Here is a 13,216-nt window from a genome sequence, read left to right as displayed (position 1 = left end):
GAAATGTTATAATTACATAATATATTATATGCAATATAAATTTAAGCAATAAAGAAATTGGGTAAGGCTGCCTAAAATATATAAATATATATATTTCAGGCAGTCATTTTTTATACTATACTAATATCTTGATTTGCCTCTCTGAACTTTTCTTGTGCTTTATCAGCATGACCTTTAAATAATACTGAAATTAATAAGAATACTATCATTACGCCTAAGAGCACCGAAACATCCTTTGTAAATACAGCGTAATTAAGGCCAGCAATAACTTCCCTTAAGCCAGATACTGCATAGGTAAATGGCATATATGGATTAATAACCTTGAAGAATTTTGGTACAATTTCCAATGGGAAAGTACCAGCGCAAGCTGTTAACTGAAGTATTAATAAAACTATAGATAGCAGTCTTCCAGCCATGCCTAAAAGGAATATTAAACTTTGCATTATAGCAATAAATACAAGAGATAATATAATATTAAATAGGAAATACAGCGGTACATTATTAGGTCTTAGGCCAAGCACTATAACTATTGCACTTGCAAGAACCGCTTGGATAATCCCAATATATCCGTAGGATAAATATTTTCCTAATACTATAGAGGCTGGGCTTGCATCTATGTCATCATCTACTTTGTCAGTAATGACAAAGAACATTAGTAGAGCTCCAACCCATAAGGATAGTGGGATGAAATATGGAGCAAAGCCAGTTCCATAATTTTTAACTGGATCTATTGGACTTTCTTTAATTGTTAAAGGCTGTGACACAAACTCTGCCATTGTATTGCTGCTATTTATAAGATTCTTATTTATCTTATCAGAGCCATCCTTTAACTTATCCTTTAATTCCTTTGAGCCATCGTAAAGCTTAGAAACTCCATTATTAAGCTCCGGAATATTACTATTTAAAGTACTTAGTCCATCTCTTAATTGAGTTCCTCCCTCATTTAATTGTTTTGCACCAATTGAAAGCTCATTTGCACCAGCTGCTGCTGCGGTCATTCCTGGCATTAGCTGAGCAGTGCCATTTTTTATTTGATTTATTCCTGTAATCACGCTTGGCTGATCCTTTGAACCTACATTTACAGCATTATCTAATTGAGCTACGGCACTTACTAAGCTTGGGCTGGTACTGTTGCCAACGTTGACTCCATTATTAATTGCCGTTACTCCAGCAACTAAGCTTGGATGCATAGCATCAGTTCCCACATTTACCTTTGTGTTCAATACACCTATTGCTGCTCCCAAACCCTTGGTTGGATCTGAGTTTGTAATACCATCATTTAAGGAATACATTGCATCAAAAAACGTAGGTGCCTTATTAATAGAACTGTAATTAGGTGCTGAAGGATTTGCACTTGTACTCATAGTTTGAACTAGACCTAATAGTATTTTGTTTGCATTAGCTGCATCGCCATTAGCTGCAAGCACTTGAGCCTGTTTAACCATAGTCACTATTTGACTGTTATAAGCTGTATAAGCTCCACTCATTCCATTTATTAAGCTTGGATGTAAAGGATCAGAGCTTGTATTTACCTTAGTATTTAAAAGAGCTACAGCTGAGCTAAGACCTTTAGTAGGATCACTATTTGTTATTCCATCATATAAGGACTTTACTCCAGTAGTTAAGCTAATACTTTCTCTTGTATCTTTACTTACAGCTGAATTTAATTGATTTAATCCTGCACCAACCTGATATAAGCCAGCCTGCAATTGATTAGCTCCCGCATCTAGTGATGCTGCACCATCTTTTGCTGCTGTTAAGCTTGAGGCTAAAGTATTTGTTCCATTTCCAAGTTGATTTAGTCCGCTGCTTAAATCACTTGAACCCTTGTAAAGCTTACTTACACCATTTGTAAGGTCAGGAACCTTTTCATTTAGCTGCGATGTACCATCATATAAATCTTTGCTGCCATCAGCTGCTTTTTGCATGCCATCCTTTACCTCATAAAGGTTATCAAAGGCTACTTTTGTATATTCATTAACTATATTTTTGGTTAGCTCAGATTTAATTTCTACTACTACCTTACTGTTAACTTGAGCTGCTAGAAAGTTTCTTTTCTCATTTGCAACATAGGTTATCTCTGATTGTTTTGGTGTACCATCTTTCGCGCTGAGCACATTTTCAGAAAAATTTTCAGGAATTACAAACATTGCATAATACTTACTTCCATTAACGCCTGCTTCGCCATCCTCTTTAGATACAAATTTCCAGCCTACACTCTTGTTATCTTTAAGGTTATCAACTAAATCTTTTCCATAGTTTACATCCTTTCCATCCAAGGTACTCCCCTTATCGAGATTAACCACTGCTACAGGCAGATCTGCTAATTTGCTATAAGGATCCCAAAATGCATAGAGATAAAGTAAACTGTATAAAAGAGGCACTATAATTATTGCGATTACAGATACTCTTAAGAATCTGTTTTTAAAAATACTAACAATATCTCTTTTTGCGATTCTAATGAAATTCATTGTATCACCCCTTTGTTTTATACTGACTGTCCAGTATATACCGACTGGTCAGTTATAGTTATAACTTATTTTTTTATCTATGTCAATAGGTTTTAGAAAATTATTAGGCAATAAAAAAAATAGAAGATAATAGGAATTTCACCTATTATATCTTCTATTTCAAAATAAGTAATATTTTACTTTTTTTAAGATTGTACCTATTAATAAATCAACTCAATCTGATATAATGAATTAATTAATTTTATCTTTAAGCCTGTATTCCATGAAGTACATAGCTCATAACCTTCTCAGCAATAGCATCAGTATTGCTTATACCGTCATTAATTATCTCATAAACTGCTGTTGAACACAGTGTTCCAAAGAAGGCATAGGCCATTAAATAAGGATCCTCCTTTTTAATAACACTGTCTTCCATCGCCTGTTTTAAATAAATTTCTATTTTGCATATATATTTTTTAATAAAATCTCTAAGCTCTAACTGCCTCACCTCTTGCCCCCACAGCTGACTCATAACAACTTTAAAAAAATCTCTTTTCTCAGAAATCATTTCTAATTGAAGTTTGCAAATTGCCTTCAATTTATCTAAGGAACTGCTTTCTTTTAAAGCAGCTTCATCTAATTCCGTACTTATTAGTTCCATACCTTCTGTAATAATATACTTAAATAACTCTTCTTTACTTTTAAAATGATAGTAAAGAGTTCCTTTAGCCACCCCTGCATCTTGAGCAATATCATCCATGGTAGCACTGTCATAGCCGCTTATTGAAAATATTCTAATAGCTGCTTCAAAAATATCTCTTTTGGTTTTACTCATCATAATTGATCACTCCAAATTTGTTTTTACATAGGTTAATATATTATTGACCAGTCAGTATTAAGTTTGTTTGTTAAGTTTAATTTTAGGTATTTTTCTGCGACTTGTCAAACAATCTAGTTAAGAAATGTTTTTTATGATAAAATAAAATACTGTATAATAGTAAAATGAAATAAAGTATACCACTTTGGAGAGATATAACTATGATAAAGTATTATAATCGAAAAAACAAAAGCTATGAAATAGAAAAGGTAGCCGGAGACAAATATTTAAATTGGATATATTCTTCTCCAATTGGAATGAAGCTATTAGAAATGATAGTAAAAAAGAAACTGTTTTCAGGTATCTATGGCTTCTATGTTGATAGAAAGTCAAGCAGGAAAAAAATAGGCAGTTTTATAAAAGAATTTAATTTAGATTCTACAAGTTTTGAAAAGGCTGCTGAGGACTTCTCATCCTTTAATGATTTTTTCTATAGAAAACTAAAGAAGGAAGCACGACCTATTGATATGGATAGTAATTCTTTAATTTCCCTTGGAGATGGAAAGTTATTAGCCTATGAAAATATAGATTTAGAAAAATTAATTCAAGTTAAAGGCTTTACTTACAGCTTGAAAGAACTAATAAAAGATGATGCAACTGCTTTAAAATATGAGGGTGGAACCTGTTTAATTTTAAGATTATGTCCTACTGATTACCACCGCTTTCATTTTGTAGACGGGGGTACATGCAGCAAGGAAGTTAAAATTAAGGGTTCCTATTACTCCGTTAATCCTATAGCCCTAGATAAAGTACAAAAATTATTTTGTGAAAATAAAAGAGAATGGAGTCTGCTCCATTCTGATAATTTTAAAGATATTTTATATGTAGAAGTTGGCGCAACCTGCGTTGGCGCAATAGTGCAAAGCTATGAGCCTAATAAAAGGGTAGAAAAGGGAGAAGAAAAGGGATATTTTAAATTTGGTGGCTCTACAGTAATAATATTTTTTGAGCCAAACACAATAAAAATTGATAGAGAAATAATAAATCAAACAGGCTTAGGCTTTGAGACCTCTGTACTTATGGGAGAAAAAATAGGTCAAAAGCTTTAAATTTCTGCTCTTCCTACTTTATCAATCTTCACTTTTACATTAACCTCTATTGGGGAACTGGTTATTACTTTATCCCAATCAGTTCCTGTGTCTCTTCCATATTTTGCAGCTGCGACTCTTCCAAGTTCTAGACAATCTATCTTGTACTCACTTTTTATCTTTTGTAATTCCCTCTCACATTTTCCCTTAACTTTTTTTGCAAGAGCTTCTTCTATTTCTTTTTCAATTTCGGGGTGATTTATAATATCCTCGTATTTTTCATTTGCTGTTACATCGCCTGTTATACTTAAATTTATAATAAATCTATAATTGTTATCCTCCCTTAAACATTGTACCTTTCTTTTACTCTTTCCAAAAAAATTTACATATTTCTCCCCAGTGTCTTCTGTAGTGATCATTCCGGTTACATTATTTTCCCTTAATAAATTTAACGTCTTTGTCTCCTGTATATCAACTACTTTAACTAGTTTTTCCTTATGGAAAAGAGCAAGGCCTGCCATAATAATACTGCCATCCTTAGCTTCAATGTATGGAATTACTATATTCCTTCCCTCAGCACTAATCCTCAGTGCTACATCTATTAGTTTATAATTTTTAGAATAAAAATTATATTCCTGAGAACTCTTTATTAAACCCTCTATAAAATCTCCAGAACTTGGATAGCCTTCTATCTTCATTTTCATAATGTCCTCAGCTTTTCCCTTGCATACACAAATTAAAGATGTGTCATTAACTTGAGGATGATGTATCAATACATCTGCTATTTCTTTTATTCCATGAGTACCCATAGTTTCACTAACTATATAAACCCTCTCAAAGCCTAGCAAGAATTTCTTATCTATCCTGTTCTGTCTTGATTCTCTAGTTTGTGCAAGAGTTAAACCCTTAGATACTTCAGTTGTGGAAGAATTTACCTTTTCTTGCGTGTTGTAAGTGGTTATCGGTACACTATGTATGGTAATTCCATCTATAGTCTCCTCCAAATCATAACCGATAGCTGATGCAACAGAAACCTTTTCTACTGGCACTCTATAAACTCCACTGAGGAAATATGCAATTATAGCAATGATAATTAAGCTAGCTAAAACATATCTATGAAATCTCATTTTTATTCACCTTCTTAAAATGAACAATTATGCCTAATAAAGTTAGATAAATTAAATTAAAACATATTATTATAGGATTTAATTTTTCTAATAAGTTCCTTCTGCTTATTTCATTACCATACTTTATGGTCAAAACCAGTAAAAAAGGATATATGAAGAAGCATACCTTTTGAACTCTAAATTTGAAGGTAGAATTACTTAGGCCATAAGTAAAGCTATAGTATTGATTTACAATTGTTTTAAATATCATTAAAGACCAAAAGAACATAAATATAAATCTAAAGCTATTTATAAAAGGAAGGTTGACAGTTTCATTTATAACCATAACAGACCAAAATGCTTGTAATATAGCATCTGGTCCCATATAGAATATAGTCATAAAGGTAACGTAGGTATATATAGCTGCTGTGACTAAGACCCCTGTAACTGCTCTTTTGGCTATTTCTTTCTTTTCAGTTACATAAGGATATATAAGAAATATTATCTCTATACCAGAATAGGCAAATATGGCATTATTACTTGTCTGTACGATCTTTTTTATTCCTGACCCAAATACAGGAGAAATGTTTAAAACACTTCCATCTCTCAGTACTATTAAAGGTACAAAAAGTAGTGCTATTAAAAAATAATAGGATACTTCACTTATTCTACCAACTACTTTTAGACCTTGAAATGTTCCATATAACCCTAAGATTAATATTACAGAAATTATCTTAGATGGAGTTAAGAAATCTACTATATATACTCTGGAAACATTAGAAAAGCCTGCTGAAACTGAAAGAAGACCAATTAAAAATTGTAAAGTAAATAAAAGTGACAGAAGGCTTCCTATAAAATTTCCAAAACATTTTTTATTCACTTTTAATATATCTTCATTAGGATATTTTTTAGAAATGTATATGCCTAAGATTACAACATATAAAGGATACCATAGAGCAATAATTACAGAAATCCAGCCATCTTGCTTTGCGCCCTTCGCCATATTATTTGGAAGACTAAGCACACCCGTTCCTATCATAGTACCTATTAAGATATACATGAATTGATTAGCAGTAATATCATTTACTCCAACCTTTTTCATTTTTCTTTTTCCTCCATTTAAACCTAAAGTCCTTTTGTCTTATGTTATCTTTATGTGGAATTCCTCCACCTCTATTATTCATCTTCCACAGTGGACCTCTTAAAAATTTATCTTGAAATCCTGTATTCACAGTTAAATAAGGTACCCCAAAGCTGTCTAAGGAAAGTAAATGAACTAATAAAATAAACCAGCCGATTGTAATTCCAAATACTCCTAAAACATCTGCTAAAATTAACATTGGAAATCTCAAAAATCTAAGGGACAAGGACATTTCATAATTTACTATAACAAAAGTTGCCACTACGGATATCCCTATTACAAATAGGGTTGTTGGACTTACAAATTTTGACTTTGTAGCAGTATCACCAACAATAATGCCTCCAACAACACTTAAAGTTTGTGCAATTTTGCTTGGTAATCTAAGTCCACCTTCTCTTAAAAATTCCATTACTATTTCCATAAGTAATATTTCTAATAGTGGACTTAAGGCAATGCCTCTCCTTGACTCTATAATAGGTAAAATAAAATTTACAGGGATAAGTTCAGAATTAAACTTAATGAATACTAAATATAAGGGGCTAGCAGTGATAATTATAAATATGGCAAGAAACCTTATGAGTCGTACGAAGTTGGCAACAATAGTCCTATCATAATAATCCTCTACAGCATGAAAAAACTCTGTAAAAATAGCAGGCGCAGTCATGGCATTCGGTGCTCCTTCAATTAATAGACATACTCTTCCCTCTAGTATATGAGAGCAGGTCTTATCAACTCTTTCAGTTATGTTAACTTGAGGAAATATTGAATATGGGCTGTCTTCAATATATTGTTCTATTATACCTTGTGCATTAGTTCGGTCAGTATCTATTACTTTTATTCTTTCTTTTACTTCATTAACCACATCATCATCTGCTACATCTTTAAGATAAACAACTAAAACATCAGTTTGAGTCCTCTGGCCTAAGGTAAATCTTTCAAAAACTAAATTCTTATCTTTGATATACCTTCTTACCATACTCATATTAGCTTCTAAATTTTCAACAAAGCTTTCTCTAGGCCCTCTAGAAGCGCTTTCTATAAAAGGGTCAGTTATTTGTCTATACATCCCCCCTCTAGTATCAATAATAATAAATTCCCTCTCATTATTAATAAATATAACTGAATTTCCTCTTTTTATATTGATAATTGCTTCATTTAAATTATTTTGAACCACAGTGTTACTCATGGCTACATATTTTTTTGACAGATAGTTAACCAAGTCTATCTTCCCACTTATATTCTCATTAATAGATAATAACAGTGGATTTAAAACGTCCCTATCTATAATTGTCTTATCTGCAATACCATTTACATATATTAAGATTGCCTCTACTGGAGTGCCTGTTCCTAAAAGTATATGTTTAATTACAATAGGACTCTTCTCTCCTATTTCTCCTTTTATTAAAGCCATATAATTTGTAAGGCTGTATTTTACATCATATCCCATCATAATCACCCCATTACTTAATAATTATTAGTTTAGTAATATGCAATTTGAGGTAATTTTAAACAAAAAAATATAAGGCATATATTTGCCTTATAAGTTCAAGCTATTTCCGTTTATTTTAAGCCATTCCTTACATTTTAAATAGCTTGGAAAAACTTCTTTTACTAATGCCCAAAATTCCTTAGAATGATTTAAATGTATTAGGTGGCACAGCTCATGTACTATTACATAATCCATTACTTCCATAGGTGCCATTATAAGCCTGTAATTTAAGTTAATGTTTCCTTTTGAAGAACAACTGCCCCATCTGGACTTTTGATCTTTTATAGCAATTCTCTTAGGTCTTACATTAAGTATATTAGAATAAAAATTTACCCTATCTTGAAAGATTCTTCTTGCATTATTTATATACCATTTAATCAATAGTCCTTTAATATTAAAAAGCTTATCTTCTTCAGTTAATTTCTCAGGAACATATACATTAAAACTACTTTTATCAAATATTAATTTTAAAGAATTGTGTTTTACATTTTGTATAATAACTCTATAGCTTGTTCCTAAAAATAATATGCCTTCTCTAAAGTCTCTCTTCTCATCTGTTTTTATTGAGTTTAACTTTTCAGCAATCCAAGTTTCTTTATTCTTTAATACTTCTATTATTTTTTCATTATTTATAAAAAGGGGAGCACTTACAATAATTTCAGTTGGGCTTGAAATTTTTATGCTAATGGTTTTACGATTTTTTCTTATTACTATAACACTTACCTCTTTGTTTTCAATTGTTATTTTCATGGATTTATCACTTTCTTTATTTATATAATGCAGCTTAAAATAGAGATTTCACTATCAAAAAAACATAAATACTCTTAATAAATTACCTCTTTATTATAATATAAAAAACATAAAAATTCATATATTTAGCATTAATGCACATCCTATTACTGAGGTGATAATTTATGGTTAGAGACAAACATGAACATAACAATAAAAAAATACACAAGGCCCTTGATGAACACAAAGAAGCTAATGGTTACATCGACATTAACAATATGATATATCAAATGCATGGAGTACTTGAAACTGACCCCTATACACAAATTAGTAAGGCTCATAAATATCTATAAGAATCTTATAAATTAATTTCCTAAATAAAGCATCACTAAGCCATACAAGGTGCAGAATCTAACCTGTCACTATGTATGGCTTTTTTCTAAGGCGAATTTTAAGAAATAATCTTTTCATACTAATATAAAGGCTTTTGGCTTAACATAAATTTGCAAATTGGACTTGTCAGCATTAGAAGACACTTAAAGAGTTCCTTTTTAGCATAACCAAGTTTCTATAAACCATTTTATTTAATATAACTTAAAGAAAATCTCCTCGTATATGACGAAGAGATTTACAATTTTCATTTACAAATAAACTTCCAGAAAGAATGAATTATTTGAGATGTATTTATTTAATTAGTCCATGACTATTAATATGTAACTTTACATCAACATTAAAAGTAGCATCTTGATAAGCTTTAAGCCATGTTGTATTGCTCCAATAATTAGGATAATTAGCTCTTAATATGTCCCCAATTCCCATAGGATCGCTTCCGGCTTTCTGGCATTTATCCAGCACCATCATACTATCATCCTTAATATTTTCAGCAATCTTGCTCTCAATATTAGCCTTTATTTCCTTATTTGTAAAATCAATCCCCCATCTAGCATCATCGCATCTGGCCTTATAACTTAATGATATATTAACAATTGGCCTGCCATTTTCTAGTGTAACTTTTATTTTCCTTTTTGCGTCCTTTAACGTAACTGCCATTCCTACTAATTTATGTGAACTAACCTCTGTATTATCTACTGTTTTACATATATACTCCATTGGTTTCTTTTTTCCCATTAATGAAAGAAGTATGGAAGTTTCCCGAATGTTTATACTTCCCACCATCTTATCCTTATGAAATAGTGCTGAGCCAGTTAATTCAACCTCTTCATTCCCTAATTTCATCATTGGAACTATTAAATCTATTGTTCCTGAAAAGAGGTTTATATCATAATCATGTACAGCTGTATCTGGAATGTAAGAGCTTTCTATTCCACTTTCAATTAAGGATTTAAGATAAATATCAGATCTAGGCTTGGTTTTAAACTCACTGATACTGCTCAGTAACTTCCTTGGACTTCCATCTACAATAACTAAATATGACTGTGTTGGATCATCAGCTTCCCTTTCTAATACTGATAATATATCATCTAGTCCTGAAGCAGCTAATTCACTTGAAAACAAAATATGATCCAGTACTCCAGATTCAACTTTTTTGGAGCTAGAAAGCTTTGCTTTTTCTCTAGCTTCCCTCAAAGTTGATACACCATCAAGCTTTTCAATTGAAATTATTTTACCTGACTCATCAGGTGCAATTAATGGACTTACATATGAAACTGATAAGCCATTGGGATTACTCTCAACTCCAAGTTCAAGATTGAATCCAATTTTTTCAAGTATTTTCTGATCCCAGCATCCAGTAAAAATACAAGCTATTAGTGGCAATATTATCAGCAATTTTAGTTTTTTCATTTGACCTCAGTCCCTCTTTTAATGATAAAAGATAATATATAACAAGCAATCAAGTAAGAATTTACTGCAACTCCAAAAATAAATAGTATATTTTCATAACGATATATAGCATCAAAATCTGAAGGTATTCTGCTTAGTAAAATTATAATAACTACAAGTAAAATATAATAAACTCTATTTACTTGTAGTTTTAATACCTTCCTAATGCCATAAAGCATGCTTATAAAATATGCACGGCTTGAAGAGAGCATTAGCGGAAACCAAATTCCAAAAAAATATAAATCCGTTCTTTCAATATAAGGCACGCTAATTATTTTAGGTACGCTAAGAAGCGGAAACACTAAATGTTTAACAAGATTTTCTCCAAGTATTGCAGTTGAAAGAAATACCACAAGGGTATAAAACACTCCTGATATTAAATTTCCAATAAGCACATATTTCCCAGCCTTATCTTTATCAGTTACGTATGGGTAGAAAATTGTTATAAGTTCCATACCCACAAACGTAGAGAATGAGGGTAGTAACCCATTACTAATTATTTTTATTCCGCTATAGCCAATTGGTTTTATAAAATTAATTTTAAAGTCATTATATGCTAGTATAAAAATTATAATAAGTATAAAAATACTAGTAATCCAAAAGCCAGAAAACCTGCAAAATGACTTAATGCCAAACCAAGACACATATATGGTTGGAGCTATCAATGCACCCGTCAGTATAAGTTCTGGAGTTAGCTTATATAAAGTAATATGTAAAGCTTCTTCGCTTTCTCTAAGTAAAATAACTGTTGAAAAACAAGTATAAGCTATTAAAGATAAATTAATTAATGTGCCTATATATTTTCCAAAAACTAAGGTATTTATTTCAAGTATTGATTTATTTGAATATCTTTTCATTAATGCCAATATAAAAAGAAGGACAATGTTTGAAATAAGCCACCCTAATATTACGGATATCCATCCATCATGACCTACATTCTCTGCAAGCCGGCCTGGCAGAGTAACGGTACCCGTTCCAATTTGTCCTGTAATTAAAAATATCATTAGCTGCTTTGAAGTTATAATATCTTTTCTTTCATCCATTATTTTTTCCTCTGATTTTGTCTTTTGGCTCTGCTACATCTGGTCTCTTTTTCAAAACCCCTATCGGCAATCTTACTATACTATCCCTTAAATCACGAAGCTTTAATGGAGAGAATGGTTGAAGATACGGCTGCCCCAAGGACTCTAAAGTAACAAATTTTATTAGTAATAAAGAAATACAAACCATAATACCTAATATACCTAATGCTGCTGCAGCAATCATAAATGCAGCTCTCATACTTCTTAGTGCAACTTCTAAATCATAAGTCGGTATCATATAAGAAGTTATTGCTGTAATTGCAATAACAATTATAAAAAGGTTACTTACAATACCTGCGCTTACAACCGCTTGCCCTAGTATAATGCCACCTATTACTCCTATAGAGGCGGAAATATATGTTGGAAGCCTGATAGCTGATTCACGAAGGGCCTCAAGTACTAATCCCATTATTATTCCTTCAACCACTGGTGAAAATGGTACCTTTGATCTGGAGATTGCTAGTGGAATTAACAAGGAATATGGAACCATATAAAAATGAAAGGTTGTCAATGCAACATAGATTGCAGGTAATGTGACTGAAATAATTGCACCGAACACTCTAAGAAATCTTATGGTGCTGCCGGAAATCCAATGAGAGCTGTAATCATCTATAGTAGTAAAAAAAGACATTAAGCTCACCGGTGCTATGAGGGCACCAGGTGTACCATCAAGCATAATAACGAAACTGCCATCAAGGAGAGCTTTTTCAGCAACGTCTGGCCTTTCCGTCATTCTGTATTGGGGGAAGATTGAATTTGGAAAGTCAGTTATTATGTGCTGAATATATCCAGCAGCCAGCAACCCATCATAATCTATTGATTTTATCTTACCATCAAGAACTTTTAATATTTCGGGGTTTGCTATACCTTCCATATACCCTAGAACTACCTTTTGACTTGTAGTTTCGCCTAGGCGGTATCCTTTTAATTTAAGTTTGCTGGAATTAATCCTTCTTCTTAACATTGAGATATTTGTATCAACAACTTCAACAAATCCCTCATGAGAGCCTTTTGCACCTTTTTCTACTTCGGGTTCAGTTATACTTCTCTTTTCAAATTGTGTAAGACTACATCCTAAAGCATAGTTTAATCCATCTAAAATAATAATAGTCTTCCCTGATAAAATTGCTTGTATTATTTCTTTAAAATCCTTAAAAATAAGTAAGTTGATGGTAGGCAATTTACAAACTTTTGTCTTATCTAGAAAATCTGAAAATTCCATATCCAATATAGGGGTAATAAAATCCCTTTGAACAGCAGCTTCATCCGCTAAGCCCTTTATATAAAATAAATAACCTTCAGTATTATCACGTAAATATATGTCTCTACCTGCCAAATCCATGCAATCCCTGAATGTATCATTGAGTTTTGCTATGTTTAATTTTAAATCTATTGAAATATCATCGCTTTTATTATTCAAGGCTAATCACCTCGTTAATTATTGTTAGTAAAACATAAATTATTATACAAAT

11 protein-coding genes are annotated in these 13,216 nt (G+C 31.7%); 2 read left to right on the top strand and 9 right to left on the bottom strand.

Annotated features, from left to right (window positions below):
- Positions 1–110: 110 nt before the first annotated feature.
- Together ACJDUH_RS14015 and ACJDUH_RS14010 are read right to left on the bottom strand one after the other, a co-directional pair.
- Positions 111–2,471, bottom strand: coding sequence for a YhgE/Pip family protein (locus tag ACJDUH_RS14015; protein ID WP_406765839.1), 2,361 nt, complete (start codon positions 2,469–2,471; stop codon positions 111–113).
- Between the two features lie 247 nt (positions 2,472–2,718).
- Positions 2,719–3,288 (bottom strand): TetR/AcrR family transcriptional regulator, encoded by a 570-nt coding sequence (locus ACJDUH_RS14010; protein WP_406765838.1) that lies wholly within the window; start codon positions 3,286–3,288, stop codon positions 2,719–2,721.
- A gap of 200 nt (positions 3,289–3,488) precedes the next feature.
- Here ACJDUH_RS14010 and ACJDUH_RS14005 point away from each other — a divergent pair, with 200 nt between their 5' ends.
- Positions 3,489–4,376 (top strand): phosphatidylserine decarboxylase, encoded by an 888-nt coding sequence (locus ACJDUH_RS14005; protein WP_406765837.1) that lies wholly within the window; start codon positions 3,489–3,491, stop codon positions 4,374–4,376.
- On the opposite strand, the gene ACJDUH_RS14000 is transcribed toward ACJDUH_RS14005, so the two are convergent.
- The 4 genes from ACJDUH_RS14000 to ACJDUH_RS13985 all read right to left on the bottom strand — a co-directional run bounded on the left by ACJDUH_RS14000 (position 4,373) and on the right by ACJDUH_RS13985 (position 8,841).
- Positions 4,373–5,482, bottom strand: a complete 1,110-nt coding sequence (locus ACJDUH_RS14000) for a Ger(x)C family spore germination protein (protein ID WP_406765836.1) — start codon at positions 5,480–5,482, stop codon at positions 4,373–4,375. The two genes, ACJDUH_RS14005 and ACJDUH_RS14000, sit on opposite strands and share 4 nt — an antisense overlap.
- Entirely contained in the window at positions 5,469–6,563 is a 1,095-nt protein-coding gene (locus ACJDUH_RS13995; RefSeq protein ID WP_406765835.1) for a GerAB/ArcD/ProY family transporter, read from the bottom strand. Before ACJDUH_RS13995 ends, ACJDUH_RS14000 begins: the two co-directional genes overlap by 14 nt.
- On the bottom strand, positions 6,541–8,052 hold the full coding sequence (locus ACJDUH_RS13990) for a spore germination protein (protein WP_406765834.1): 1,512 nt from the start codon (positions 8,050–8,052) through the stop codon (positions 6,541–6,543). Before ACJDUH_RS13990 ends, ACJDUH_RS13995 begins: the two co-directional genes overlap by 23 nt.
- 87 nt (positions 8,053–8,139) lie before the next feature.
- Positions 8,140–8,841 carry a M48 family metallopeptidase gene (locus ACJDUH_RS13985; protein ID WP_406765833.1) on the bottom strand — a complete coding sequence of 234 codons (702 nt, stop codon included), beginning with the start codon at positions 8,839–8,841 and terminating at the stop codon, positions 8,140–8,142.
- Positions 8,842–9,005: 164 nt separating this feature from the next.
- Here ACJDUH_RS13985 and ACJDUH_RS13980 point away from each other — a divergent pair, with 164 nt between their 5' ends.
- Positions 9,006–9,173 (top strand): hypothetical protein, encoded by a 168-nt coding sequence (locus ACJDUH_RS13980; protein WP_406765832.1) that lies wholly within the window; start codon positions 9,006–9,008, stop codon positions 9,171–9,173.
- 331 nt (positions 9,174–9,504) lie between these two features.
- Here ACJDUH_RS13980 and ACJDUH_RS13975 read toward each other — a convergent pair whose 3' ends face one another.
- From ACJDUH_RS13975 to ACJDUH_RS13965, 3 genes are read right to left on the bottom strand one after another with little or no spacing between them, the layout of a single operon-like run.
- Complete coding sequence (locus ACJDUH_RS13975) at positions 9,505–10,623, bottom strand: Ger(x)C family spore germination protein (protein WP_406765831.1); 1,119 nt, start codon at positions 10,621–10,623, stop codon at positions 9,505–9,507.
- On the bottom strand, positions 10,620–11,705 hold the full coding sequence (locus ACJDUH_RS13970; RefSeq protein WP_406765830.1) for a GerAB/ArcD/ProY family transporter: 1,086 nt from the start codon (positions 11,703–11,705) through the stop codon (positions 10,620–10,622). Before ACJDUH_RS13970 ends, ACJDUH_RS13975 begins: the two co-directional genes overlap by 4 nt.
- Positions 11,698–13,164, bottom strand: a complete 1,467-nt coding sequence (locus ACJDUH_RS13965; RefSeq protein WP_406765829.1) for a spore germination protein — start codon at positions 13,162–13,164, stop codon at positions 11,698–11,700. The genes ACJDUH_RS13970 and ACJDUH_RS13965 overlap by 8 nt, the downstream gene beginning before the upstream one ends.
- Positions 13,165–13,216 lie beyond the last annotated feature (52 nt).

It is taken from the genome of Candidatus Clostridium radicumherbarum (assembly GCF_045310525.1).
Lineage (GTDB): Bacteria > Bacillota > Clostridia > Clostridiales > Clostridiaceae > Clostridium_AT > Clostridium_AT radicumherbarum.
This window is presented reverse-complemented; position numbering and strand designations above follow the sequence as displayed.